We start from the raw sequence: 24,370 nt of genomic DNA on the forward strand, positions 1-24,370 counted from the left end.
GTCGGCGTGCCTTGCCGGTTGCGCAACTCGCTCCCGAAGCTCGGCCGACGGCGCTGTATGGGATGGCGGCGATTGACCGCGATGGTCGGCTGACCGAAGCAGTGGTTATCCCTGCGCTGAGCTGGCGACCGGGTACCCAGGTGGATGTCCGGGTGCGCGGCGGCCTGGTGCTGGTGACCGCCGATCCGCACGCTATGTTCCGGGTGACTCGGCCTGGTCAGGTTCGGTTGCCGGCGACGGTCCGGCACTGGTGTGGGCTCACCGCCGGCAGTCGGGTCCTGCTGGTGGCTGACCCGGCTGTCGGGCGGCTTGTGGTCTATCCGCCGGCTGCCGTGCACGCCATGATCACCGAATCGCAGGCGGCGGCGTTGGACGGTGAGGCCGTATGACCACGCAGCCATCTTCGAGCCGGCCGAGCCAGGCTGACCTGGACGCGGCGATGCTGCTGCTCTCGCGGCTCGGTATCTCACCGGGCGACCTGCAACAGAGCGCCCCTGCCGGTCCGCCGGCACCGACGTTCGCCGAGTACATCCCCGTGGTGTCTGAGGCTGTCAGCCCGGGTACCCGCCGGGTCTACGCCTCCTACTGGAACCGGGTTCTCACCGAGTGGGGCCACCGGCGGTTGGACGAGCCTGATCCGACCGAGATCAAGCGCCTCGCCGAGCACGTCAAGGCGCACGTCGTCACGCGTCGCAACGCTCGCGGTGGTCGCAGCGCGGCGGAGCACCTGATCGCGGCTCTGCGGTGTCTCTACAACCACGCCGTAGCTGATGGGCATCTCGCCGAGGCGGACAATCCCGCCCGGAAGGTTGCCAAACCGCGGCGCCTGCCGAGCACCCGCCGCGCGGTGCCAGACACTCGGCTCGCCGAGATCAATCAGATCGCCGCCACGACCGGCGACGACCCGGCTCTGGACTGCCTGCTGCTGCGGCTACACACGGAGACAGCCTGCCGTCGGGGCGGAGCGCTGGCCCTGCGGCCAGCGGACCTTGACCCGGATCAGTGCCTCATCCTGCTGCACGAGAAGGGGGAGACGGTGCGTTGGCAGCCGGTGTCGCCTACCTTGATGCGGCATCTGCAACAGCACGTGGAGGAGCGGCCGGGCGCGCCGACAACGCCGCTGCTGCGTTACCGCAGCGGCAAGCCGATTACCTATCGCCGCTACGACTACCTGTGGGAGCGCATCGGCAGACACCTAACCTGGGTGGCGACCCAGCAGATCAGCACCCACTGGCTCCGCCACACCACCCTGACCTGGGTCGAGCGGAACTTCAGCTACGCCGTCGCCCGCGCGTTCGCCGGCCACAACGACAGCGGCGGCGACACGGGCACCACGACCACCTACGTCCGTGCCAGCCTGCAAGAGATCGCTGCGGCCGTGGCAGCCCTTACCAGCGAGCCGCACCCGTTGGCGTAGACACACGAGTTGACTCGCCTGGTCCGGCGAGCGGTGGTCTGCCATCTACTGGCAGCGTGCTTTTCAAGGCCGTGAGATCGGGCTGAGGTGGTCGCAAGAGGTTGTCGGGAGCGTTACTGCGTAACGCTCCCGACAACCATCTCTGCGGGACGGAGTTTGCGCGGGCTCCGTCCACGCACGAGGCGCAGCCCGGGGCCATGACTCGTTAGCTCAGACCTCAACCGGTGATCGCGCTGAACAGCCCGCCGAGCCGCTGTTCCGGGCCGTCAGCCTCTGTCTTGTGCTGGGCCAGCGGGTGGGATTCGCCCGTCAGCGCTGCTAGGGCCTGCGCGACTTCGTACACATCGGCGCGTACGTAGGTCGACGTGGTGCCGGCGTCACTCTTTCCGTCATGCCCGGCGAAGGCTCGCGCGACGGCGTAGCCGAAGTTCCGCTCGACCCAGGTCAGGGTGGTGTGGCGTAGCCAGTGCGCGGTTACCTGTTGGGTGGCGACCCAGGGCAGGTGAAGGCCAAGCCGCTGGAACAGGTGGTCATAGCGGCGGCTCGTGATCGGGTTGCCGTTGCGGTAGCGAAGCAACTCGCCCTTACGGTCGCCGTTGCCTCGCTCCTCGACGTGTAGGAGAAGGTGCTGCGCGAGGGTCGTTGATATCGGCTGCCACCGAACGGTTTCCCCCTTTTCGTTGAGCCGGACGAGGCATTGCACCGCGTCGAGGTCGCAGGGGCGTAGTGCGAGGACGCCGCCCCTGCGACATGCTGTCTCGGCATGGATCCGCAGGATCAGCGAGTCGAGTTCGGGGTCGTTGCCGGTGCTGCCTGCTACCGCGAACAGTTGCGCAAGGTGCTTCTCGGGGAGTGCCCTCCGTGTGCTCGCCAGTCGTCGCGGTTTGGCTACCCGTAGGGCTGGGTTCTCGGTTTCCTCGATGAGGCGGTCAGCGACGGCGTACTTGTAGAGACACCTCAGAGCCGAGATCAGGTGTTCGGAAGCCGTACGACCTCCGCGGGAGTTGCTTCTCACGATCGCCTCGGTCTTCACCTGTTCGGATAGTTGCTTGACCTCCAGCGGGGTCGGCTCGTTCAATCGACGATCTCCCCAGGCATCACGCACGCGTCGCCAGTAGGAGTCGTAGACGCGACGTGTTCCGGGGGTAACCGCGTCCGCAACGCGGTCGATGTACTCGGTGAATGTGGGCATTCCTCGGCCCGGTGGGGAAGCCACGTCGCCCGGACCGAGGAGTTGCTCCGGTGTGATGCCCAGGCGCGCGAGAATGAGCCGCGCGGCCTCGACCTCGCCGCTGCTGAGGGAACGACCCGCCGACGGCGTCATCGTGGGGCTCCGAGGTGATAGGCCAGGACCATCGCGTCGAGCACAGCAACCGGATATGCGAGGAGCAGGGAGCGGTCCAGCGAGGCGGCGAGCAGTAGCCGGTCTCCTGTTTTCAACCGGGTGAGGTGCCGTGCGGTGGCCGGCAGCCGAAGGTGTCCCTGCCGGTCAAGCACGTGGGTGCTCTTCTTCTGCGGTGTGATGACAAGGGCGTGCTGGGTGGCGGTGACAGCGACGGACAGTCCAGGTTGCCATCGCAGCGCCGCCAGGGCCGACCGGGCTGCAAGGCGACCGTCGACATCGATCGTGGTGACCGAGTAGTGCATCGCGTTGGTTTGCTCAGGTGCGCGTAGGTGTGGCATCGGCAGGCTACGACCGCACCCACCGGGCGACGCCCCCTCTGACCGTAGTGCTGACCAGAGCCGGTCGATGTACGGCCTCGGGACGTCGACGGGAGGCGAGCCCGCTGAGGCGGAATGAGAACGCTCATCGGAGATAGACATAGCCCCACATCCATGGCTCGATGGAGGGGCGCGTGCCGGGAACGGACGAGCACCTCAGCTCGGCCGCCCGCGTAGCGGCAATACGATGCCTACGCCGCGCCCTCGTCTGCTTACGAGAATCAGCGTGTCCAAGCGACGTTGGTGACAGCGCTACCAACGGCTACCGACGGTGTTACCGGGAACAGAATGCCTCGGACTTAGCCGCCGTACGGAGCAGCCGTTGCCGCCGTTCCCTGTTCCATAGCCATCCGGGCCAGCTTGTTCCCGGTGTCGTTCCCTGTTCCATCCCGGCCGGTAGCCGCCGGCCAGGCATACGCGCTGCCTCCGGCTGCACGACGAAACGCACAGCGACAGATCCGGCGTTGCCGGCTACCGCTGCCCTGGGGTGTGAACGATGAACGGCGAGACGAACGCAGGGAGCGATCGGACTCAAGCGCCGGACTCGGACCACGGTCAACGGAGGATCCTGCCGGCCATCCTCCACCGACCGGTCGGTGGAGGATGGCTGTCCGCGAGAGGACGGTCAGGGAACACGCAGGCTCCATCGGGCCGGCCCCAACGCACGGGCGCTCCCGCCTCACCAGGTCAGTCACCTCCCGATCCAGGGTGCTCACACTCATCGGATCCCGCCAACGACAAGCGGTGCCCGATGGAATGCGGATGACGCGGGGTGCCACCAAGGCGACACAAACGGGGTCCGGGGCAGGAAGCGCCACCAGATCAGGGAACGGTCCCGATCCGTCGTACCTCCTGATGGCTACCGGCCGATGCGGGCCAGCGAACAGCGCGCGACCAGGATCGCGACGTCCACGCGGTAGCCATCTGGCAGCGCCAGCCTCCGAGCGTTGATCGCGGCGCGGCGGCCAGGGAGGGCCGGCGTCGGCGGAGGTGACGGAACGATGAAGCAGGCCGAGGACAGGGATGAGTGTGCCGCTGGCGGCTTCCGGGGAACAGGGAACAGCCTCGACGCCCTGGGTGGTTGGGTGCTCGACGTGGGGGCGCTGGTCGCGTTCGCGAAGGCCGATACCTTCGTCGGAGCGATGGTGGCGTCGTGTCGTCGTCGTGGGCAGACCGTCCTGGTCTGTGACACGAGCTTCGCCTTGGCGGCCGAGGCTGTCCCGCAGTACACCGACCGCCTTTTGGATCTCGTGCAGGAGGCGAACACGTGGCTCGCCGAACTCGCGGCTGCCGACCGGGTCGCTGTTGACGCGCTTCTTCCGCGTGCTGGCGGCGATCTCAGTCTTGCCCATCTCGTCTACGAGGCGGCACGGCGGGGATACCCGGTGCTGTCGGATCGGCGGGCGGATGTTCTGGCGGTCGACGGAGAGCTTTTCGTAGAGGCTGCGTAATCCGCAGGACCTGGAATGGCAGGAAGGACCGCTGTGCCCAGCGCGGCCGATACGGGTGGCACCAGATCGGGCTTGTCTGCCCTCGGATCATCCGGGGCGACCCCTGCACCGAAAGGGGTGCCCCGGCCGCACGGCGCCGGCCGGGGCACTCATGGTTCAGCGTGGTGTGGAGCAGACGGCCAGGCTGTGTTCGTACGCGGTACCGCACGAGGCATTCGCGATGGCCTGTTCGCGTTCGGCGAAAGTCACGGCGGGGTCGTGCTGTACCGGTGTACCGGCGCGTTCTTCTACCTCAATGGGGCAGCGGCCGATTTCGTCGTATTCACCTCCGCGCCAGGGGTTCGGCCTGCCGACGAGGCGCAGGTAGAGGTAGATGTGGTGGCCGCAGTGACGGCAGGTGGCGACTTGGGTGCCGCTGCCGTCGGCGAGCTGGGTGTAGGTCCCTTCGGCCAGCGGAATCACGCGTGGACTGTCGAGTAGACGGATGCGCTGGTCGGTGTCGGGCTGACACAGCGTGGTGGCGTGCCGCCCGGACGGCGGCGACCAGATCACCAGATTGACCGCCAGCCGGCGGCACGAGAAATCCGTGCAGGTGGGCGCAAGTGGGCTGGTGGCCTTGCGGCAGGGCACGCACGTCAGACCCGGATCGTGGTGTCGGCGGCAGGGTTGTTCTGCCAGTGGGGTGGCCGGCCGGGCGAGGTGATGGTCGAGCAGGTCGACCAGGCGGTGGGAGTCGACGGCCCCGGACGGCGACAGGATCTCGGTGAACACGGTGCCGTCCGGATCCTCGTTGCGGGAGATCACGGCCGCGGGGTGGCCGGTGCGGGGGTGCCGTACGGTGTCGCCGAGCCGGACCGGCGTGGTGAAGGCGCCGGGAGGCAGGATCACCGACCGGCTCGGTGCGCCGGCTCGCAGCGCACCCCGCTTGCCGAGAACGAGACCCTCGACGAACAGGTCGCCGTCGTGCTCGATGCGGACGTGGGTGACCTCGATGACGACGTCGCGGGTCAGGATGTTGTGGGTGCTGCCGCTGCGGGCGTGGCCGGCACGGACGCGGGTGTGGTCACCGACCTGTAGTGCCGGTGTCTGGTGGGTGATGTCGTTCATCGCGGGGTGCCTTCCGATGCGTGGGTGAGGGGTTGCGGATGGCTGCCGTGGTCGGGCCGGGGTGGGATGGTGATGGCGAAGGCTTCGAGGCATGAGCCGCAGCGCCGCCAGATGCTGGCGTCCGCGTCATCGGCGTAGAGCAGGTGGCCTGCGGTGCGGTTACGGCTGAGGCGGTAGCCGTCCAGTAGGAGGCGGCGGGCGGCGCCGGCGCGGGTGACGAGATGCCAACCGGCGGCCCGCAGGGCAGCTTCGGCATCAGTGGTGGGTCGGCTGCCGATCGGCTGGGCGGGGTGCGCGGCCCGGTTGTCGGCGGCGAGGAGAGCCGCCGAGCGGTCGGCGATGAGACCGCCGTCGGTGTGGTACCGGATTCCGATGAGGCCGGCGCTGCCGGTGGGTAGATGAAGCCATGCCTTGCCGATGCCGCCGATGCTGGCGAGCCTTAGCCGCACCGACGTGAACGGGCTGGCCGCCGTCATGGCCGGATTCCCGCAGCGGAGGGATCGGCGAGGGCGTGGAGCGTGGCCTGCGCGTCGCGTGCGCGGGCGGTGGCCAGTGGGTCGAGGTCGGCGACGTCGACGGGCAGGCCTTTGTGGGAAGGGGCGTTGTCCTGCGCCCTGGGTGCCGCGTACATCAGGACCCCGTGGGACAGCCAGTACAGGCCCTCGGTGACGGGGTCAGCCACGGCAGGTTGGCCTTGCGGCCCGGTCCGGCACCTGTCGCACAGCCGGCCGGTGGTGCCCGGCGGGGCGGTGAGGCGGCGGGAGCACAGCCAGCAGGCGATTCCCGCCTAGGGGAGCGTGTCGCCGATCAGGTCCCGATCCTGCACGACGTGCCGGGCCAGTGGTGCCAGTGCGGCCCAGGTCGGGGTGCGTGCGGCGCGGGTCCATTCCGCGTCACTGAGGTCGTCGTCCTCGTCGAGTTGCTGCTCGCGGAGCGCGGTGACGGCGTCGGCGCGATCCCAGATCGTGTACGTCCACCCGAAGTGGGCGGCGAGCGCGTCGACCAGGAGGCGGGCGTCGGCCTCGACCAGGTCCGGAGGCAGGGCGACGCCGTCGGGCACACCACTGCCCCGGGCGTGCGGGTCTGGGGCAAAAGGCATGGGGAACTCCAATGAATGTTCAAGCGAAGAGGTGGGCTGAGGAGCCCGGCCGGGTGGTAACGGCCCGGGGCGGTAACGGCTGGTCACGCTGGCCGCAACCGTTGCCGGCTACCCTGGGCGGTGCTGACCGTCTGGCGGTCGCACCGGGCTCCATCGGGTTGTAGCGGCCCGGAGCCCCAGCGCTGGCCCACCGACCGTTGTCGCGTGGGCCAGCGCCGTCACCGGCATCAGGCCAGCCACTCCATCTCGTGTTGGGAGAGCAGTTGCTGACCCAGCCAGGTCCGGACGCGGTACCGGCGGACGGCCGCCGGGCCGGACAGCAGGGTGGTTTCCACGTCGACGGGCACCAGGGCGTCAACGAGGCGGGTGTACGCGGCGACGAACGCACCTGGAGCACCGGGGCCGTCGACCAGCCGGGCCTGTTCGGCGGCAGCGATGGCGCTGATGCCACCGAACACGGTGCCGGAGGTCGGGGTCTGCGTGGTCAAGATGATGTAGAACGCCTGCTGGCGGGTCGGTGTCGGATTCTCTGCCGGCATCCACCCGGGGCCGGATACCGGTCGGTTGCCGGGGGCGGTGGTGTTGCCCATGTGCACCTCCTGGGCACGGGCAGCCAGGGCCGGAGCGGCGCGAGGACCGCTCCTGCCGTAAGCTGCGATCGTCAGGGGTGCCGTCCCGGGCACTGGGCGGTGTGGTGGCGAGGGTCGTCGCCGTGGGTGCAGTAGAGGCCGTCCTGGTTGGCCTCGGTCAGCCCGTACGTGTAGACCGGCGGGTAGTCCCGGTCGGTGTCGGCGTAGACCAGGACCCGCCACCGGTCGACGTCCAGCGGGTACGCCTGCCGCATCGCGACGTCCCTGGCGAGCTGCGGTGCCGGCCCGACGGCCGCCCCGTGGGAGACCGTCTCCCACGCGGTGTGCTCGCGGCCGACCTGCACCGCGTATGCCCGCTCCACCACCGTGTCGAGCGGCGCCGGAGTCTCAGTCGGCACCGGGTCCGGGACGTCGCGGCGTCGGGGGATTCCCCGGTCGTAGGCCAGGCACAGCGCGGTGCCCCACGGCCGTGAGAAGGTGCGGCGGCGGTCCTCGGTGGTCAGGCCGATCAGGTTGGCGTACCAGCGGTGGTTACGAGGGTGACCGGGATGGGTGCACTGGTACGCGGTGATGTCGAGGATCCGCAGGTCGGCCCCGTATTCGAGGATCACGTCGCCGACCCGCAGTTCCAGCCGGCCGACCATGTCGTAGATGTGGCCGCCGTGCGCGATGGGCCGGGAGTAGTCGGGGTGCACCCGGGGTCCGTCGGGGTGGAACTGCACCCACCCGCCCGGGACGGTCTCCGGCGGTACGTCGTTGAGGTGCGCGAAGACGCCCTTGTCGCGCAGGTCCTCGAAGCCGCTGATAGCCAGCCGGCACCAGGTCTCGTCACCGCGGTCGAAAGGGCCGGCAACGGCATCGGTGACACCGCGCAGCGCCTCGTCCATGGTGTCGTCGGCGTTCTCGACGCCAGCGGCGACACATGCCCGAAACTCCGGCGTGCTGGCCGTCTGCTCGATCTCTTTCCACCGCTGCACCGACGTGATCGAGGCCGGGTTTGCGTCCTCGGGGGCCAGCAGGAACGTCTGCGAACCGCTGAGGTTCGGCACGGTTCCGGCGTCGGTGACGACGTCGTAGCGCGTCCGCCGGCCCGCGATGGTGTCGAGGTGGCTGACCGTTGCGGTCGTGGCGCCGGTCTTGACCCGGCTCGGGTGCCACCGGCCGCCGGTGCGCGTGGACGCCTTGCTCAGGTCGTCGGTGATGAGGACGCGGTCGCCGGGACGCAGCCTGGCGGTGGTCTTCTTACCCTTCGCGGTCACGATGGGTCCTTCCGTCTGGCGGTTGGTTGGAGGCGGATCCCGGGTGGTAGCGACACCGAGGAACCGCAGGTGGTGCGAGAAGAAGCGGGTGGTAGACGGGGATCGCCGGGGGGTGCTCGGGGCCGAGCCAGGAGGAACGGCGCTGGTGAGATCACCGTTCGTCGTCCGAGAACGGCGTGTGCCGCCGGCCGATGACGAAGCCCGTGTCCTGGCTGAAGATGCGCCCGCAGGAGGTGCAGACGTTGGTCTGCCCGTCCCAGCCGTGCGATGTCGGCTCCACCGGACGGCCGTCAGCGTCACTCGGCGTGAAGCCGTACATGTGTGGCTCGTTGCCACACAGGCACTCCCACCAGCCCTGGGCGATACCGGCGATCCGTTCCGGCAGAGCAGGAAAGTCAGCAGACGAAGACAGCATGGGCAAGGCCCTCCATTCCGTGTCGTGATGTGCCGGGGCGCTGAGTCAGAATCCGGCGAATAGGTCGAGTTGCTCGCCGTGGTCGCCCGGACGGCACGCCCGCCAGACGGCCAGTCCGGCGGCGACGCACGCCTCATCGATGTCCCGCCACTCGACCCCGAACGGCGGTCCGGCGCAGTTCCGGCGCCGTTGCATCGCCACGGCGCACTGCTCGATCAGGTCCCGGGAGACCGGGCGGGCGAAGAAGACCGCCGCGACCTCCGACCAGGACACCTTCAGCGGCCTGACCAGGTCGCCATCCCTGACCAGCGCACCACCCGTGCGCGAGTAGTCCAGCCAGCGTCCGCGCGGCAGGGAACAGCCGCCACCATCTCCGGGGCACAGCGCCAACGGATCGCCAGTGCGCGACAACATCAGCGGGCACATCGCGTGCGACGACTCGAACACCCCGACCGCCCACGCCAGCGTCGGACGGTGGGGTGCCCTCGTGCGCGGTGGTCAGAATCTCGCGCGCCTGCATACGAAGCTGCCGGTCAGCGTCCACCGGCCACCTCGCCACGCTCCGGCCTGGCCTGAGACACGTCCTGCCAGTCCTGCCCGCCCCAGATCTGCCACGTACCGTCCCGATCCGGCGACGACTCGCGTACGGCAGCGACCGCGACACCGAGGCGTGCCGACGGGTCGGCCGGAGCCGGGATACCCCGAAAGGCGCTCGGGTAGCGGCTCCGCGAACCAGGCAGCGCCGTGAGCAACCGTGCGGGGACGCAGTTCCACCGGAGGTACCCCCGGACGATGACCTCACCGTCGTGCTCGTGGACCAGGGCTTCCAGGACGGCTTCCACCTCAACCGACTCACCCTCGTCGGTGCGGCATGTCGTCGCGAACGCCCGCAGTTCGCTCTCCCCGAAGCCCTGGTCGGGCAGTGGGCGGAAGAACGTCTCTCCGCCCTGCCCGTCGTTCTCGATCCGGCCGACCAACTGACCGTCGCGCAGGAGAGTGGCGGTCCACGCCACGCCGCCGGCGAGGGCCACCTGCTTGAGGCTCGTCACCCGCAGCCGCCGATCCGGCATCTGGAGGCCACTGTGCGGAAGGCGTACGAGTTCCGCCGGATCCGGGCTGGACTCAGGTTCCGGGGCGGGCTTGGCCTCGACGGTCGCCGCCGGAGTGTCCATGACCAGGCGAGACAGATCAGCCCAGGCCGTCCGCATGTAGCCGGTGCCCTCGCCGTTGAGACGGTCGGACCCGTCCTTCTTCACGACGACGCCCCGAATCATCGCGGACTGCTCGCCCTGGCGGTGGCTGACATCGGTGACGCGCAGCCGGTACTCCGCCTGCCGGCCGGGGTCGGCACCCGACGGAACGATGATCAAGTCGCCCGGGACGACAAGGGACAGCCCGATCACGGAACCAACGTGCGCGTTCCGCTCGTGCGTCGGCAGCCCTGCAAGTGGGTTGACGCCGGCCCGGCGACCGTGAGCCGTGACCATGACGACAGGCAACCCGCCCGCCCGCGTGCACCGGTCGACGTACTCGTACACCCGGAAGTACGCCACACGGGCCGTCGAGTGCGCGTCGGCCTCCCAGTCGTGCAGGACGCCACGGGTTGTCCGCTGATAGGTCCGAACAGCATTCCGAAACGTCCCCGCCCAACACGCATCGCCTTGTGCGCTGCTGGTGATATCGAGCAGATCGTGATTCTCGGTGAACGCCTGGATCAGGTATTCGGGCATGTGGATGGCCTCCGGGAACTGAGGGGGTCCGTGGCGTGCCTATGTAATGATACCCCCAAACAATGCCCGGAGCTGTTTCTTCCATTACTTCTCGCGCATTTTTCGCATGATATGACATTTCCGGACTGTCGATTACTTGACGCGTCGCAATGCCTTTATTGGTCCTTGCGCTGTGGCTGCGCCTGCGTCCGGTCTTGCCGACGCTGGCAGGCGACTAGCTACCCTCCGGCAACTGGCACGTTCGGCACGGCGGGCTCCTCGCTTTCCTCGCCTGGCTTGTGCTCCCGGACTGCCTTTCGGTAAGTGGGATCTAGCTGAGCGCGCTTACCGCAGTGCCGGTCACCGCTGTTGTGCAGGATCGAACCCCCACAGATCCCATGAGTTGATTCCGCTCTTCTCCAAGTCGGCGTAAACCCTGTCGCCGCGCCGAAGCGGATACCGACCGGCAGGACCCAGATCAGGATCATTGAGCTGTACCTCCACCCGGTCACCACCCTCCAGTCGAAGCACCGCAGTCAGCTCACCCTGCTCAGCCAGGGCCGAATCAGCGTCGACGACAGCAGCCAGACGCATGATCTTGTCGGTGTCGCAGAGCCCATCCCGTGACCGATCCACCACCCGCTGCCCGACCACGATCTCGGCCTGGTAACGGGCCACAGCAAACGGGACATCACGGAAGTATTCGCGCCCCGCTGCCGTCCGTCGCCCGTAGTGGCTCAGGACACCGAGCAGCGAACGCTCACATGCAACAGAGTCTGGTACGAGTTCGGATGTCCAGTCCACCGTGACTCCCACCCCGAACCGCGCGGCATCCCTCAGGTGCTCGCGAGACCGCCGTCGAAGATCGTTAGTGCGACCAGCCTTGATCACCCCGGTATCGAAGCGGATCACGTACAGGAACCCTGGACTGCCGCTTCCCATGATCTGCCGAACCCCGCGCATGACTGGGCACCGTAGTACCCGGCTCCGACAGTCCGGTGCCACCTTGTCGGGTCCGCTCGAAGTTGGCCACTGCCTATGCGGCTGAGCTGGGGCGGGACAAGTCTGTCCGGACGGCCTCGGAGGCAACCGTCCGGACGAAGCTGGTCATTTTGCGTGGTGCGCCGCTTCTGCGCCCAACGCTGCCCAGCGCGCCAGCACGCGCAGGTGCCGACGCTGGATCTCACCGGCGGCGACGAGCGTGGTGCCCCCGACGTCGATCCAGTTCAGCCAGTGCGCGGCGCCACGGTGGTTTTTCCCCAGGCAGGAGCAGGTGCACTCGTCGTGCTCGGCCCGTTGGCATCGTCTGTCGCACCGCTCGGCGGTCCGGAAGTCCATCACGACGTCAACGTGGCCGAACCGGCTGGCCAGCCCGTCGATCAGGTCTTGCATGTGGGTCCGGGCGATCGCCCACACGCCTTTGCCCTGATGTTCGGGCCGAATCAGCTCGCCCAGGTGGTTATGAAGCCAGCCGCGATTGCTGCCACCGTCATAGGGCATCTTTGTCAGGATGCGCCCGCTGATCGGCCGATATACACAGGGCAGGGGGTAGCCATCCGGCGGGTCGCCATCCATGCGTTGACATTTATCACACTGCCGTATCCTCCACCTATGAGGTCGGCCTCCGGTGCTTCGATCGGGGCACCGCGGCATCCCGGCACGGGGCGGGTGGACACGTTCAAGCGGGACTGGACACCACCTGGACCCGACCACGGCTAACGCCGGTCGGAGCAAGATATGCCCATTGGCGGCCAATTGCGCTCGACCGGGCGCGGTCGAGCGAGCTGAGCGGGCGGCGTGTTGTCCGCCCCAACGGTGAAGCCCGTGCTCACTTGCCGTTCCTGAAGGTTCCGTGGTGGAGCAGTGGCCAGCGTTGGCTGTCAGCCGTCAGATGCGCCATCGCCAGCAGGCGCGGTCGCTTCGTCTGGCGGCGTTTGGTCACCCGCAGGGCGGAGGGACGTGCGCGGGTCGCGGCTCCTCCGCACACCGGCCGAGGGTCAACCAACTGCTTGGTGCACACACTCGATACTGACGCTAATGTGATGCGATGTCACGTGAGCCGCGTGGTCCGTGGGGCTGGGAGAACGCAAGAGCCAAGCTCGCGGGCAGCCCCGTTACAGGTGCGCTTGAAATACCCTGTTATACCGACCGGTTCGATGTCTCGGTTGAAAGAAGCGAAGGTCCATACACGGTGGTCTCCACTGTCGAGGACACGGAAGCATGGGATCGAGTATACGGCTCGGCTAGACTTGGCTTGATAGTCCGTATCGAGCAGCACCTACCACGATCCTCCGAATACTATGTGGACTTCACGTGGGAGCAAGGCGAGCGCGATGTCAGTCACGGTGGTGATGCTGGGCAGGAGCTCGCGGCACTAATTTCGCTTCTTTTAGGTATTCGGCTTCGCGCTGCGGGCATTTCGCGATCTTTCGACTTTAGCTCCGGCAACCCATTTGGGGACCTCCACGATCCCGGTACGGCTCCCCATATTCCACAGACTACCTCACGCCCGATGCTTCCATATCTCGAACACGCCGGGCGGACAGTCGATGTCGAGCGATTATCCCTTCTCGGTTCCTACGCAAAGCTCAGCATGAGGCAATCGCGTGCACTTGTCCGAGCTGCGCGTTCCTATCAGGAGGCGGTTTGGATCGCCAATACCGATCCCCGTCAGGCATGGTTGAGGCTTGTGACAGCAGCCGAAGCCATCGCCCAGTTCACGCAGGACGATCCACCTCTGGTCCGCCTGCGCAGCCTCCATCCCGATATCGCGGACTGGGTGGCTAGCATTAACGATGAGACTCTCGCCGGCCGCGTAACAGAGTTGTTGGTCGACCACCAGAAGGTCATCGCCAAGTTCCTCAAGTTCTTCGACGAGTTCAAGCCGCCACCTCCAAACCGGCGTCCAGTGGGCGGCAGTGATCGCATGAAATGGACCGAGCTTCCCCAATACTTGAAGGCTGTATATTCTGCACGTTCAAAGGATCTTCATGTTGGGACTCCCGTTCCTCAGGCTATGTGTCGGCCTCCCTTCGTCTCGGAGAGGGCTGGAATTGCCTCCGAGATGATATGGCCGGCTTCCACATTGGAATGCCCACGGACCATGAGCTTACAGATGTTCGAGTATCTTGTGAGAGGCAGTGTCATCAACTGGTGGACTGCCACCTCATCGCAGTCCCATATGTAAAGCGACGCCTGGCAGCGAAGCGGCAATTACGCCCCCGTGGGCGACGCATCCTTTGGTCGCCTAATCTCGACCGGGCGCGGTCGAGATTAGCCTCTGCGGCGCCGACGCACACAGTAGTGGCACCGAAGTGGTAACGCCAGATTCGTGCATGGCCGGCAAACTCGGTGTGCAGCATTCGACGTGAAGATCTGTCGACTGAGATGATCATGCCTGATGCCCGAAGCTCCGTTAGGGGTCTGACCTAGCGGGATATGGTGGAGCGGTGCAAACGTGGACGCTGCCGACTAAGGCTGCTGCTGCCCGGGTAGCGGCAAGGCGTGCGGTGTGGGCACGGGGCGAGCTGTTGGAGACGTGCGGTCGTGTTTGTGCGGATGCAGACGTGGCGGCATGCGGGCCGGTACGTGTCGGCGCTGGTTAGTCAGATATCGAAGCGGAACGGGAAGGATCGTTGCCGAATAGGTCGGGGACGCTACGCCGGACCGGATGCAGCGGCTGTTGAACCAGGCGGTGTGGACAACGAGGGCGGCGATGAGCCATGCCCGGCGGTACGCCGCTGCTGGTCTGGGCGAGGCAGCGAGCCGTCGTCGGCGGCGGGGTCTGCTGGTGGACGCGTTGGACGAGACGGACCAGCCCCTCCAGTGGCCAGCAAACGATCCGTGCCCGCTGCACCAGCCCAGCCGCCGCCTGCGACGACCCGTCAGCGTGCGCAGACGAGCCCCACCCCTGAGCGGAGCACCAACGGCGTGGCAACAGACCTTTCCCATTGTCCCCCGGCACAAGACCACTTACGGCACTCGACGCTAGGCAGTTGCTTTGAGACCTGTTTCAAGCGAAGGCTGCTCATCGAGCAAGGTGCGGACGAGCTGGAGCGAGATGACCTCGTCCGCATATTTACCCAGCTTTCGGACATTGGCAAATTTGTCTGCTAGTGGATGTAAGAAGGACTTTGTTTCGCTCGGGTCCAGTCGCTTCTGTTCCTCGGGCGCAAGATCGGCGAAGCGGCAGTCGACTAGCCGGTCGATAACCTGGAGGATCTCGTCCCGGGAGAGTTGATTGAAGCGGATTAGCGAATCGAACCGGGAGTAGAGGGCATCGCCGAGTGCTTCTTGTATCTCTTTCTCCGAACCGTAGTTGGAGGTGCAGATTATCAATGAGGCGCCGAGTCGCACTCTGTAGTTCTTGTCCTCAAAGACGCCGCTGTCAAAGATCTCATAAAAGGCGCTGTGGAAGACGGCGTTTGCCTTGTCGAACTCATCTATCAGAATTACTCCTGATTCTCGGTCCAGCAGGTCCTTGGCGAACGACGACTCGGAGTGTGCCCCGCCAAACAGATATGAGGCGAACTTGTCGTTGTGGAACATCGAAAGTTGCTTGCGTAAGAGCGTGCCGTTGAGAAGTCTATTTACGAACTGTGCGGTTTCCGTCTTCCCGACGCCGGAGGGGCCGTAGAACATCAGCACGACAGGCTTCGTGCGGCGCTGGGTTGTGAGCGGGTACAGCGCGGCCAGAACCCTGTCCCTTGCTGCCGTCTGTCCTACCAGGTTGTCCGCAAAGCCGTCGCGGAAGTGGATGAGCATTTCCCGAGGCACCGCAGGATATTCGTACCTCTTCACCTTTGTGGGGTGGGTGCGCTTCAGTTGCGCATGTACGTCGGTAGGAGGGTTGTGTAGGTACAGGTGTTTCGGATTGATCGAACGGATTAGCCCTGAAAAGTTGGTGATCGCATGCTCGCGCAGGCTCGCGTAGTCACTCGACTCTGCAACCACTCGCTTCGGCCGCTCTGGCTGCCGGCCGTTCGGCTCGGCATCGCTGTGGTTCGGGCCCGATACCTTAATTTGACGGTCAGCCTCGTCGCGCGCGTGGACGATCTCTGGGAAGCTTTCATATCTGCGATTTCCGAGCTGCTTGTCGAACCATGACAGCGGGCCGTAGAAGATGGTCACCCTTGTGTCACTTGGCATGCTCAACGCCTGCCAAGATCACGTCGTACACATCGAGGAGTGTGTCATCTGATGCAGTGGCTCCATCGATCAGTTCCTGTGGGGTCATCGGCTCTTCGCTGATCTCGCTCGACATCTCTGCCTTCATATCGAGCCGTTCTTCGGTGGTCTGCCCCACGAGAATGCCGTGGAATACAAGCCGCATTCGGCCGAGGTCAGTGAGGCCGTAGTTGTTCCGGAATGCCTTGATGTTGAACCGCAGAACGTACGCTGGTCCGTCCGCTAGCTTCTCGCCAAGCAGTTCGTAGTAGCCTTTTGCGCCTTCAAGTGCCTCATCGAGTCGGGCCAAGTCGACGCCTTGATCCTCCGTTCTGGCGATGACCATGTAAGGCGTATACATCTTTATGAACGCCATCGAATTCTCAGGCGCGGTTACGCGGAGGTCGCTCAGCCTCTTAATCCGATCGTCGCCTTCGGCCTGGGCAAGGTAATCAGTGAGGATCGTGTTCGATAGGGTCTTGCTGAGGATACTCCGCCCAGCTCTCGACGCGACGAGCCCAGCGTCTGTCTCTGCGGAAGCACCTAGGACCGGCAACAACCAATTTAGCTTGGCTGCGATGCGCGCCTGGACCCGAGACTGCATCTCTACATTCCGTTCCCTAACCTGCTCGCTGGTCGACGCGGCCCTGCCACCGACCGAGATGTCAAGATAGTCCGAGGCAGACTCCTCGTCGAAGTAAACGATCTTTATCATCGAGTTCCGAGAACTATCTTTGCCGGTTTTAGACATTATTCCTCGCCCTCGCCCATAGCTATATGCGCTGCTGGTCGCGTACGTGCAGTCAGCTGTGCCGCGGGCGCAGCTTCGAGATGGTACCTCCGGTAGAGGTTGGGGCTTCGGCCGCCTGGCAGGTGCAGGCTGGGCACCGTACGAGCCGATCTCGATGAAGTAGCGATAACGCGTGGGCCGGGACGCTGGTAACGCATGGTCACCAGGCGAGTAACGCCTACCCGGGACTGTGCTCGCATGGAGGAACGCCACGGGGCCGGCACGCGTCGGCAACATCGTGCCCATCAGCAGCCGGGTCGTCCGCACCGGGTGTACCTGCGGCTGTCTGGGCAGGAGTTGAGTCTGTTGGAGGTTGCGGCGGCCGAGGCCGGCCTGACGGTTGCCGGCTTCGCGGCCAAGGCCGCCATCGCGGCTGCCAGTGGTGAGAACGGTCGGGGTACCAGTGGGGACCTGCGCGAGCTGCAACGCGAACTGTTCGCAGCCCGTCGTTCGGTCACCTTGTTCGGTAGCAACGTTAATCAGGCGGCAGCTGGATGGAACTCTACGGGCAAGGTACCCGGGTGGGCGGCTGAGGCCGTCCGGATGTGTGCGAGGGCTGTCGACCGGCTCGATGAGGTGACGGCGCGGATCCATCGGCGGCTGCGGTGATCTCGCGAGTACATCGTCGGGGACGCCGGGTCGCTGGTCTGCTTAGGTACCTGTATGGGCCGGGGCGCCGCGAGGAGCACCGCAACCCGCGCCTGGTAGCGGCGTGGGACGGCGCCGGGGACCTCCAATCCCTGGAGCCCCGCCGTACCGCTGCGGGAAAGCGCGACTTCCGTCGGCTGATCACGTTGCTCGAAGAACCGGTCCGGAGCATCGAGTGTCCGCCGGCACGATACGTGTGGCACACCTCGATGCGGCTGGCGCCGGAGGACCGCGACCGGTCGTTTTCTGACGCTACGTGGGGGCACATGGCCCGTGAGATGCTCCGCGAAATCGGGGTAGCGACGCCGGCCGACGAAGCGGGCCTGCGGTGGGTGGTGGTCCGCCACGGTGACGACCATGTGCACATCGTGGCGACGTTGGTCCGCGAGGATGGCCGCATCAACTGGTTGAAGAACGACTACCCACGGACCGTGGCGGCCACGTACGCCGTGGCCCGCCGGTACGGGTTGCGTCGTGCGGTCGCTCCGGCGGACCGCACCGCGCATCGCCGGCCGAGCGCGGCGGAGTTGAACAAGTCCGCCCGGCGTGGCCGGCGTGAGACACCGCGCGACGAGCTGCGGCGGCGGGTCCGGCTGGCGGTGGCGGGTGCCGCGACGGAGACCGAGTTCTTCGATCGTTTGCGTGGTGCGGGGCTTCTTCTTCGCCTGCGATACAGCACGACGGAGTCCGGCCAGGTCACCGGGTATGCCGTCGCGCTGCCTGCGGACCTTACTGCGGACGGCAGGCCGGTGTACTACGGCGGCGGCAAGCTGGCGGCGGACTTGGCCCTGCCGAAACTGCGTCGACGGTGGGAAGGCCCGGCATCGACTAACGTGCCGCCGGTCGGCCGTGCCGAACGCACAGCGGCGCTCGCCGACGCGGCACGAGTGACGCGGGCGGCGGCCGACGAGATCCGGCAGGCGGCATACGCCGATCCCGCGCGGGCTCAGGCGGCAGCGTTGGCCGCCTCTGACCTACTCACCGCGCTGGCATACGCGGTCGAGGGCGATCGGAGGGGCAACCTGACCCGGGTGGCCGAGACGTTCGACCGGGCGGCCCGGGACATCCGGGGCCGGGTGGTAGGGCACACCGGTCGGTCTTACGAGCTGCGGACGATGTCGCGTCTCGTCGTTCTGATGGGGAGGGTTTCGGGCGACGACGACACGTTCGCCGCGCTGGCCCTGATGATGGATCTCGCTCGCCTGGCGGATGCCCTGGAGCATCTCCGCGACGCTCAACGCTGTCTCCACCAGGCACAAGCCGCTCGATCGGCCGCCGCCGCGCTTCGGGAACTCGCCGATAGGCCAGGCCAGCCAGCGGGATCGAGCCTGACGCCCACGCCGGCTACCGGCCCGAGCGTGGCTACCCCCCGCCGCACCGACGTGGGCAGGTGACCCGCCGTGCTGACTGCCGCGAACGCGGCGGTAACGCCTGAATGTGTCTGGTAACGCCGCCGCTCACGCCACCACCAACGCCTCCTGCTGAGGCTCGGCATGCCGCCGCTGTGCAGCGGCGGCGGAGCACGGGAGGTGCGGTGCAACCACAGCAGCACGACGATCCGGTAATCGATGTACGCCATCAACTCATCCAGGGGCTCAGCGTGCTGGCGACGCTGGGAGAGGCCGGAGCACGGATGGGAGCGGTCGGTATCCAGCGACGCGCGGCGGAGGCAGAGCAGGCCGCCGGCCGCGACCGCGCGACCAATGCCGTGCAGCGTCAGGCGCAGCGCCAGGGCGAAAGGCTGGCGGCGGCGGTGAAGGAGGAACGCGAGCGGCTTGCCCGTTCATTGGATGGATCCTGGCTGACCGAGAAGGCGAGCTTCGTGGAAGCCGCGACGGTGTGGCGTACGGCCGCAGCCCACGCTGCCGGCGGCGATCCGGTTGCCGTTGAGGCGGTCCGCCTCGCGCAGGACCGGATCCGCCAGATCCACCCACCGTTCATGGCTACCTACGACCGGCTTCGCGCGACCGCGAAGAGCATGGAAGAAGCCATGCGGTCCGCCGCTTACGACGTGTGGGAAACCGAGGCGAAGGCGAAGCAGCCCCACCGCGCGGCACGCCCACATGGCACTCGCGAGCGGGAGACCCTGCGCGCGGGCGCGAACGGGCGGGCGCTACCTGCCAGTGGCGCACGTCTCGACGAGCTTGACGCGGCGGTGCGTGCCGAGGCGGTGAAGCTGGCCGAACACGTCAGCCCCGAGGCGCTGGACCGGCTGCAACGTGCCTACCGGTCCGGCGGCAAAACTCCGGCTGCCGAGGCCGCTGGACTGCTCCGCCAGTACGCACGAGACGCGGCGGCAGAGGGCCTGCTTCCTGACGCCGTCGCCGAGGCCACACGGCAACAACTCGACTCCCATGCGGCCCGGCAGCGCGCCGAAGCCACTACGGCATCCGGAACGGCGGACCTTCCCCGGACCGACCCCGACGAGCACACCGAAGGCCAGGAGACTGCCGCCCTGGCGAGCGGACGAGCCGAGCACGACCAGGCCGGAGCAGAGGCGCAGCGCGCGAGATGGGGCCGCACCTTCGCACCCCTGACCGTCGGTGTACCCACCGCGTTGGCGAACAAGCAGCCCGCCAACGCTGCCGCCGCGACCCTGAGGAGGAGCCGATGACCGACACGACGACCCCGGCTACCGCCAACGGCAGCGAGGACTTCCGGCTCATGACACTCGCCGCCCAGGTCGCGCAGCTGACCGAGCTGGTACGCGAGCAGCAGCAGATCAACAAGGAGCGGACCGCTGACGGGGACACCGCAGGACAGCAGCCCGTGTATGCCACCGTCGAGGAGTGGGTCCGGGACTATCTCCTGCCGACCTTCGCCCGCCCCGTCGGCGAGGTCGGCATGATCCGCTGGCACTGGTGCGAACAGTGGTGGCGCCACGACGAGGCCGTCACTCGGCTGACCGCGCTGTGGTACGGGTGGGAACACGCGCGACTGGAAATGACCGGCATGCTCGGCTGGCTGCGCGAGCTGGACCACCACCTGCCGCTACTGTGCGGCGAGGACGGACCCTTCCGCGACTGCGCCGTCGGATCGGGTCTGCACGGCGTCGCCCGACACCAGATGCCCACCATCGCCCCGGTACAGACAGCTCCGTCCAACTGGTGGGACTGGTGGGGCTGATCGCCAGTCGAGCAGCAAGAGCCACGGCGTCCTGAAGCACCTCAGACCGGTCCGTCGTGGCGTTACCGTGATGCGGAAACGCCAACCGCGGTGTCTTGACGCACCTCGTACCGGACCCCTATTTGGTGACCGTGTTACGGAAACGCCGACCGCGGTGTCGTGGATTAAATGGGTTCGGCGGGCTATCTTTAGCCCCAAAGGTAGATGTACGGCGCCGCCGGACATGGTCCGACGACGCCGTACGGGGGAAGACCATGCCTCTTGGATGTCACGCCGTGGGCAACGGTCGTTCCGAGGTGCGGGCTTAGCTGGTCACCAGTTGGGTCCGCACCCCCTTTGGCCCAGCGTTACCGCTAGGGCGATGGCGGAGCTGATCACCTTGATTGCCAGCGCCCCCCACTCCATGACGTTCCGCCACCGGGTGGTGGCGTTCCGGCGGTTCCTACTTGGGCCCGAGGCCCTCCTCCTACGACGCTTTGCCACTGCCACCTCATCCAGCTCGTCGGGTTCGAGGGGCGGATGCACTCTCGTCCGTTGGAGCCATCCGCACCCCAGTGAGTTCGATCGAGCTGGGGTTCGAGTTGGCAATTGCACTGCGCAGGAGACACTGTAGCGAGCCGCCCGCGCAAGTGTCCTCTTTGACCAACAGCGACGCGCGTAGCAATCTTGTTCTGCACCGCGACGAGCTGGCGCCACAGCGGCAGATCTTGAGCGAGTACCGTTTGCTTTTGATGATCGCGTCGCGACGGCAGCGGAGGACCACTACTTGGTCCTGGCGGCTGTCCAGCGTCGGCCCTTGATCAGCTCGGGTCGGCGCAGGTTCTAACAACTACCTTGTGTACGTCCGATGCTGTCCCGGCGCCCGACAGGACGTTCGCCTGTCGTGGCGAGCGCATCAGTCCGGTGCGTTGTCCCGACCATCCGAAGCGTCGGAAAGGCCAAGATCGCCGCGCTTGGTGACCGGTGGATTGAACGCACCGGTGGGGGGCGGCCAAGGGCAGCTTGTTCGAGCGCGGTGCCGGCGTCGTGGAGGGACCCGTCGACGTGTTCGGCCATCGCGATGGCCACGGTGTCGAGGCCGACTCCGAGCCGTTCGGTGACCCGGGTTGCCAGCTCGGTTGCCTGCGCTGCATTGACTGCATCGAACAGCAGGGGCACGACCGCCCGGACCGCAGCGCATCGGCCGGCGATGTCCTCAAAGAGCCGTGGATGTCGGGTGGTGAGCTTGGTGAGGCGGTGGTCGATCACGGCTTGTACGAGCGGATACGCCTGACCCTGCACTGCGTTCCGTACCGCCGCGCGGCCACCATCGGATCTCAGGAGGTCGGCGGGGTCGCCTCCGGCGAGTGCGGCGGCGAGCAGTGGGCCGGGCGGAACGGCGTTGCGTAGCACTGACCATGCGCGTTCGGTGGCCGTGTGTCCGGCGGGGTCGTCGTCGTAGGCGACGACGATGCCGTTCCCGGCGCCGGGCATGTTGCACAGGATCGTGGCTTGGGCGTGGGTGAGCGTGGTGCCGCAGGAGGCGACACCGATGGCTCCGCTGCGGCCGTGGGACGTGTGGGACAGCCGGACGGCGATGGCGTCGATGGGGCCCTCGACCACGACGGGGCGCCAGCCTGCCTGTATCCGGTCCTGCTGTTCGGCGACACCGAACAGCACGGTGCCCTTGCGGTAGAGGGCGGTTTCGGGAGTGTTCAGGTACTTCGGAACGGCCGGGCCGGCGGCGGGGGCGGCCCGGCCGATGAACCCGAGCGGGTGTCCTGCCGGATCGCGGATGGGAAACATCAGACGGTCGCGGAAACGGTCGATCAGTCGTTGGTTGCGGGTTCGCACCGATAGTCCTGCCGCGACGAGTTCCTGACCCGTGAAGCCCTCCGCCCGCAGTTGATGGGTGAGCGCGGTCCAGGCGCGCGGCGCGTAGCCGACGAGCCACCGCGCCGGACCCTCGTCGCTGTCGTGTCGAGCGAGCGTGCCGAGACCTCGGATTCTCAGGTAGTCGCGTACTCCGCGGGCGTGCTCTCCGCCGAGTTGTTCGCGGTAGAAGGCCACGGCGGCGCGGTTCGCGGCGCGCAGTCGTCGCGGATCCGGCGGCGCTGGCTGGTCGGATATCGGGGTCGGGTGGTCGATGGCCATCGCGACCTCCTCGCGCCAGGTGGTCGATCAGGGGTGCTCGGTGTGGGACTTGGCCTGTGCGGAGGTCTTCATCGCTTCGGTGGAGGCCGCTACCGCCTGCGTCAGCCGGGCGGCGAGGGGGCCTTCAAACCAGGGCTGGAGGGTGATCAGCGCTGCCCGCATGCCGGTGGCCAGCAGCAGTGCGGTGCCTTTGGGCAGAGCGCGTACGTGCGCGGCGTCGAGGATGCGTTGCCGCCGGGTACTGGTCTGCCACGAGTCGTGCCCGGCGCTGCCCCGGGTTCGGGACGCCACCGCGACGTCGTGGTCACCGACAAGCCGCGACAGGTCTTCGGCGAACCGTGCGTCGTCGATGCCCGCACCGACCAGCTTGCAGGTGGCGGCGCTCCACAGGGCGTCCATGCCGCGTTCGCCCCAAACCCGGGTGCCTTGCCGGTAGGACTGCAAGATCGTGATAGCGACGACGCCCCGACTTCCGAGGTGCGAATACTGGTCCGGAAGGTCGCGGATCTTGCAGATGTTGGCGGCTTCATCGAGGCAGGCGATGAGCGGCGGGTCGAGCCGGCCACCGGCTACCTCCGCCGCTTGTACTGCGGCGCGCAGGATCTGGTCGGTCAGGCCGGCCACCAGCGGTGCGGCGTTGCCGGCGCCGTCTTTGGACAGCAGGTAGACGGTGTCGGAGGTGCGTGCGAATCCGGCCACGTCGAGCGCTGGCATGGGTCGTGTTGGTGGGGTGACCCACGCCATGATCGCGGGGTTGGCCAGGCAGGCGGCGGCGGTGCGGGCCGTTTCGTAGATGCCCTCGCGCGTCTCGGGGGCACCGGCTTGGCGGCCGGTGAGGGCTCGCGCGGAGGCGAGGTATCCGGCGTCGTGCAGGATTCCTGCCGGGACGCGGCTGGTGGAGTCGGACAGCCAGCGTTGAACGTCAAGCAGCGTCCCGCCGCTGGTGGCGGCGGCGAGGATCAGGGAAGTCAGCAGGTCCAGAGCGCCCATCGACCAGAAGTCGTCGCCCTGGTGTTCGTTGCGGATCTGCTGGATGAAGTGGTCGGCGAGCCGGTGCGCGCTTTCCACGTCGCGGACGACCGTGAGCGGGTTCCACCACCATTCCTGAGCGACGTGGGCGATCTGCTGCGGGTCGAAGACCCACACCCGCCCGTGTTCGGCGCGCAGTGCTGCTGTCGTGGCCCACAGGTCCGACTTGTTGCTGGTGGCGATGGCCGCGCCAGGGGCGTGGAGTACCGCGGGCACCGCGAGCGCGGTCGTCTTCGCAGCCCGGGGCGCCATCACCGCGAGGACGACGTCTTCCCACGAGGCGTAGAGGACGGGGGAGCGTCCGGTGCGGCGGCGCAGTGTGCCAAGCGCTACGCCGGCCGACTCGGGGTCGATGTGCTTGCCCGGCTCGTCGGCGAGGCTGGGTCGCAGGCGTCGGGCCTTGCTGGTAACGGCTGGCAGCGTCAGCGCCTCGATGTCGCCGGGCGTTGCCAGTGACCGCAGCGGGTCCTCGGCGGAGGGGCGGCGGGCGAGCCACCACAGCCAGCCACCGACGGTGGGGAACAGAACGACCGCCAGCATGAGCCCGTATATGGCGGCGACCAGCAGCAACGGTAGGCCCGGCCACAACGCGTCCCAGTCGCCCCGCAGCAGCCCTTGCGCGAAAGCGCCACCGAATGGCGGCCCGGTGTCCCACGGCCGTCCGGTGAGTACGGCGGCGATCCGCCCGGATAGCCAGACCAGCCACACC

The 24,370-nt window shown here is 67.2% G+C and carries 25 protein-coding genes; 8 read left to right on the forward strand and 17 right to left on the reverse strand.

Translation table 11 applies throughout. The features are described 5' to 3' along the window. Nucleotides 1-62: 62 nt before the first annotated feature. The gene (locus ACIBMZ_RS26485; protein WP_396698290.1) at nt 63-389 is read left to right on the forward strand and encodes an AbrB/MazE/SpoVT family DNA-binding domain-containing protein; all 327 of its coding nucleotides are present in this window, start codon (nt 63-65) and stop codon (nt 387-389) included. Further along, nucleotides 386-1,417, forward strand: coding sequence for a tyrosine-type recombinase/integrase (locus tag ACIBMZ_RS26490; protein ID WP_396698292.1), 1,032 nt, complete (start codon nt 386-388; stop codon nt 1,415-1,417). The genes ACIBMZ_RS26485 and ACIBMZ_RS26490 overlap by 4 nt, the downstream gene beginning before the upstream one ends. Nucleotides 1,418-1,634: 217 nt before the next feature. Here the strand turns inward: ACIBMZ_RS26490 and ACIBMZ_RS26495 are convergent, their stop codons facing one another. Further along, nucleotides 1,635-2,741, reverse strand: a complete 1,107-nt coding sequence (locus tag ACIBMZ_RS26495) for a tyrosine-type recombinase/integrase (protein ID WP_396698294.1) — start codon at nt 2,739-2,741, stop codon at nt 1,635-1,637. Continuing rightward, nucleotides 2,738-3,064, reverse strand: a complete 327-nt coding sequence (locus ACIBMZ_RS26500; RefSeq protein WP_396698296.1) for a hypothetical protein — start codon at nt 3,062-3,064, stop codon at nt 2,738-2,740. The genes ACIBMZ_RS26495 and ACIBMZ_RS26500 overlap by 4 nt, the downstream gene beginning before the upstream one ends. A gap of 1,076 nt (nt 3,065-4,140) precedes the next feature. On the opposite strand from ACIBMZ_RS26500, the gene ACIBMZ_RS26505 reads away from it, so the two are divergent. Then, nucleotides 4,141-4,590 (forward strand): hypothetical protein, encoded by a 450-nt coding sequence (locus ACIBMZ_RS26505; protein ID WP_396698298.1) that lies wholly within the window; start codon nt 4,141-4,143, stop codon nt 4,588-4,590. Nucleotides 4,591-4,746: 156 nt separating this feature from the next. Here ACIBMZ_RS26505 and ACIBMZ_RS26510 read toward each other — a convergent pair whose 3' ends face one another. The 11 genes from ACIBMZ_RS26510 to ACIBMZ_RS26560 all read right to left on the reverse strand — a co-directional run bounded on the left by ACIBMZ_RS26510 (nt 4,747) and on the right by ACIBMZ_RS26560 (nt 12,344). After that, complete coding sequence (locus tag ACIBMZ_RS26510; RefSeq protein ID WP_396698300.1) at nt 4,747-5,697, reverse strand: hypothetical protein; 951 nt, start codon at nt 5,695-5,697, stop codon at nt 4,747-4,749. Next, nucleotides 5,694-6,173, reverse strand: coding sequence for a hypothetical protein (locus ACIBMZ_RS26515; RefSeq protein WP_396698302.1), 480 nt, complete (start codon nt 6,171-6,173; stop codon nt 5,694-5,696). Before ACIBMZ_RS26515 ends, ACIBMZ_RS26510 begins: the two co-directional genes overlap by 4 nt. After that, a complete protein-coding gene (locus ACIBMZ_RS26520; protein WP_396698304.1) occupies nt 6,170-6,379 on the reverse strand; it encodes a hypothetical protein in 210 nt (69 codons plus the stop codon). The genes ACIBMZ_RS26515 and ACIBMZ_RS26520 overlap by 4 nt, the downstream gene beginning before the upstream one ends. A gap of 105 nt (nt 6,380-6,484) precedes the next feature. Further along, nucleotides 6,485-6,796, reverse strand: a complete 312-nt coding sequence (locus ACIBMZ_RS26525; protein ID WP_396698305.1) for a hypothetical protein — start codon at nt 6,794-6,796, stop codon at nt 6,485-6,487. A gap of 227 nt (nt 6,797-7,023) precedes the next feature. Then, on the reverse strand, nt 7,024-7,386 hold the full coding sequence (locus ACIBMZ_RS26530; protein ID WP_396698307.1) for a hypothetical protein: 363 nt from the start codon (nt 7,384-7,386) through the stop codon (nt 7,024-7,026). Nucleotides 7,387-7,457: 71 nt separating this feature from the next. After that, nucleotides 7,458-8,645 carry a hypothetical protein gene (locus ACIBMZ_RS26535; RefSeq protein ID WP_396698309.1) on the reverse strand — a complete coding sequence of 396 codons (1,188 nt, stop codon included), beginning with the start codon at nt 8,643-8,645 and terminating at the stop codon, nt 7,458-7,460. Nucleotides 8,646-8,796: 151 nt separating this feature from the next. Further along, a complete protein-coding gene (locus ACIBMZ_RS26540) occupies nt 8,797-9,060 on the reverse strand; it encodes a hypothetical protein (protein ID WP_396698311.1) in 264 nt (87 codons plus the stop codon). 45 nt (nt 9,061-9,105) lie between these two features. After that, nucleotides 9,106-9,474 (reverse strand): hypothetical protein, encoded by a 369-nt coding sequence (locus ACIBMZ_RS26545; RefSeq protein ID WP_396698313.1) that lies wholly within the window; start codon nt 9,472-9,474, stop codon nt 9,106-9,108. 119 nt (nt 9,475-9,593) lie between these two features. Next, nucleotides 9,594-10,463 (reverse strand): hypothetical protein, encoded by an 870-nt coding sequence (locus ACIBMZ_RS26550; RefSeq protein WP_396698315.1) that lies wholly within the window; start codon nt 10,461-10,463, stop codon nt 9,594-9,596. Nucleotides 10,464-11,129: 666 nt separating this feature from the next. Then, entirely contained in the window at nt 11,130-11,732 is a 603-nt protein-coding gene (locus tag ACIBMZ_RS26555; protein WP_396698317.1) for a GIY-YIG nuclease family protein, read from the reverse strand. Nucleotides 11,733-11,876: 144 nt separating this feature from the next. Continuing rightward, on the reverse strand, nt 11,877-12,344 hold the full coding sequence (locus ACIBMZ_RS26560; protein ID WP_396698319.1) for a hypothetical protein: 468 nt from the start codon (nt 12,342-12,344) through the stop codon (nt 11,877-11,879). A 472-nt stretch (nt 12,345-12,816) separates the two neighbouring features. Between ACIBMZ_RS26560 and ACIBMZ_RS26565 the strand changes: the two genes are divergently transcribed. Continuing rightward, a complete protein-coding gene (locus ACIBMZ_RS26565) occupies nt 12,817-13,956 on the forward strand; it encodes a hypothetical protein (RefSeq protein WP_396698321.1) in 1,140 nt (379 codons plus the stop codon). An 800-nt stretch (nt 13,957-14,756) separates the two neighbouring features. On the opposite strand, the gene ACIBMZ_RS26570 is transcribed toward ACIBMZ_RS26565, so the two are convergent. Beyond that, complete coding sequence (locus tag ACIBMZ_RS26570; RefSeq protein WP_396698323.1) at nt 14,757-15,899, reverse strand: AAA family ATPase; 1,143 nt, start codon at nt 15,897-15,899, stop codon at nt 14,757-14,759. 7 nt (nt 15,900-15,906) lie between these two features. Continuing rightward, nucleotides 15,907-16,650 (reverse strand): DUF6414 family protein, encoded by a 744-nt coding sequence (locus ACIBMZ_RS26575; protein WP_396698325.1) that lies wholly within the window; start codon nt 16,648-16,650, stop codon nt 15,907-15,909. Between the two features lie 273 nt (nt 16,651-16,923). Between ACIBMZ_RS26575 and ACIBMZ_RS26580 the strand changes: the two genes are divergently transcribed. The 4 genes from ACIBMZ_RS26580 (at nt 16,924) to ACIBMZ_RS26595 (ending at nt 20,499) form a co-directional block, all read left to right on the forward strand. Next, nucleotides 16,924-17,334 carry a hypothetical protein gene (locus tag ACIBMZ_RS26580; protein ID WP_396698326.1) on the forward strand — a complete coding sequence of 137 codons (411 nt, stop codon included), beginning with the start codon at nt 16,924-16,926 and terminating at the stop codon, nt 17,332-17,334. A gap of 233 nt (nt 17,335-17,567) precedes the next feature. Next, nucleotides 17,568-18,767 (forward strand): relaxase, encoded by a 1,200-nt coding sequence (locus ACIBMZ_RS26585; protein WP_396698395.1) that lies wholly within the window; start codon nt 17,568-17,570, stop codon nt 18,765-18,767. 140 nt (nt 18,768-18,907) lie between these two features. After that, nucleotides 18,908-19,987 carry a hypothetical protein gene (locus ACIBMZ_RS26590; protein ID WP_396698328.1) on the forward strand — a complete coding sequence of 360 codons (1,080 nt, stop codon included), beginning with the start codon at nt 18,908-18,910 and terminating at the stop codon, nt 19,985-19,987. Beyond that, nucleotides 19,984-20,499: a DUF4913 domain-containing protein gene (locus ACIBMZ_RS26595; protein WP_396698330.1), complete on the forward strand. Its 516-nt coding sequence runs from the start codon at nt 19,984-19,986 to the stop codon at nt 20,497-20,499. Before ACIBMZ_RS26590 ends, ACIBMZ_RS26595 begins: the two co-directional genes overlap by 4 nt. An 822-nt stretch (nt 20,500-21,321) precedes the next feature. Here the strand turns inward: ACIBMZ_RS26595 and ACIBMZ_RS26600 are convergent. Together ACIBMZ_RS26600 and ACIBMZ_RS26605 are read right to left on the reverse strand one after the other, a co-directional pair. Beyond that, complete coding sequence (locus ACIBMZ_RS26600; protein WP_396698332.1) at nt 21,322-22,632, reverse strand: toprim domain-containing protein; 1,311 nt, start codon at nt 22,630-22,632, stop codon at nt 21,322-21,324. Between the two features lie 27 nt (nt 22,633-22,659). After that, on the reverse strand, nt 22,660-24,369 hold the full coding sequence (locus tag ACIBMZ_RS26605) for a type IV secretory system conjugative DNA transfer family protein (protein ID WP_396698334.1): 1,710 nt from the start codon (nt 24,367-24,369) through the stop codon (nt 22,660-22,662). Nucleotide 24,370: the final 1 nt, after the last annotated feature.

The sequence above is a fragment of the Micromonospora sp. NPDC049900 genome, from assembly GCF_044461025.1.
In the GTDB taxonomy this organism is placed as follows: Bacteria; Actinomycetota; Actinomycetes; order Mycobacteriales; family Micromonosporaceae; genus Micromonospora.

Coding starts and splice junctions, on each gene's coding strand:
- ACIBMZ_RS26485 (WP_396698290.1), top strand. CDS start 63: ATGGCGGCGATTGACCGCGATGGTCGGCTGACCGAAGCAGTGGTTATC.
- ACIBMZ_RS26490 (WP_396698292.1), top strand. CDS start 386: ATGACCACGCAGCCATCTTCGAGCCGGCCGAGCCAGGCTGACCTGGAC.
- ACIBMZ_RS26495 (WP_396698294.1), bottom strand. CDS start 2,741: ATGACGCCGTCGGCGGGTCGTTCCCTCAGCAGCGGCGAGGTCGAGGCC.
- ACIBMZ_RS26500 (WP_396698296.1), bottom strand. CDS start 3,064: ATGCACTACTCGGTCACCACGATCGATGTCGACGGTCGCCTTGCAGCC.
- ACIBMZ_RS26505 (WP_396698298.1), top strand. CDS start 4,141: ATGAAGCAGGCCGAGGACAGGGATGAGTGTGCCGCTGGCGGCTTCCGG.
- ACIBMZ_RS26510 (WP_396698300.1), bottom strand. CDS start 5,697: ATGAACGACATCACCCACCAGACACCGGCACTACAGGTCGGTGACCAC.
- ACIBMZ_RS26515 (WP_396698302.1), bottom strand. CDS start 6,173: ATGACGGCGGCCAGCCCGTTCACGTCGGTGCGGCTAAGGCTCGCCAGC.
- ACIBMZ_RS26525 (WP_396698305.1), bottom strand. CDS start 6,796: ATGCCTTTTGCCCCAGACCCGCACGCCCGGGGCAGTGGTGTGCCCGAC.
- ACIBMZ_RS26530 (WP_396698307.1), bottom strand. CDS start 7,386: ATGGGCAACACCACCGCCCCCGGCAACCGACCGGTATCCGGCCCCGGG.
- ACIBMZ_RS26540 (WP_396698311.1), bottom strand. CDS start 9,060: ATGCTGTCTTCGTCTGCTGACTTTCCTGCTCTGCCGGAACGGATCGCC.
- ACIBMZ_RS26545 (WP_396698313.1), bottom strand. CDS start 9,474: ATGTTGTCGCGCACTGGCGATCCGTTGGCGCTGTGCCCCGGAGATGGT.
- ACIBMZ_RS26555 (WP_396698317.1), bottom strand. CDS start 11,732: ATGCGCGGGGTTCGGCAGATCATGGGAAGCGGCAGTCCAGGGTTCCTG.
- ACIBMZ_RS26560 (WP_396698319.1), bottom strand. CDS start 12,344: ATGGATGGCGACCCGCCGGATGGCTACCCCCTGCCCTGTGTATATCGG.
- ACIBMZ_RS26565 (WP_396698321.1), top strand. CDS start 12,817: ATGTCACGTGAGCCGCGTGGTCCGTGGGGCTGGGAGAACGCAAGAGCC.
- ACIBMZ_RS26575 (WP_396698325.1), bottom strand. CDS start 16,650: ATGATAAAGATCGTTTACTTCGACGAGGAGTCTGCCTCGGACTATCTT.
- ACIBMZ_RS26580 (WP_396698326.1), top strand. CDS start 16,924: ATGGAGGAACGCCACGGGGCCGGCACGCGTCGGCAACATCGTGCCCAT.
- ACIBMZ_RS26595 (WP_396698330.1), top strand. CDS start 19,984: ATGACCGACACGACGACCCCGGCTACCGCCAACGGCAGCGAGGACTTC.
- ACIBMZ_RS26600 (WP_396698332.1), bottom strand. CDS start 22,632: ATGGCCATCGACCACCCGACCCCGATATCCGACCAGCCAGCGCCGCCG.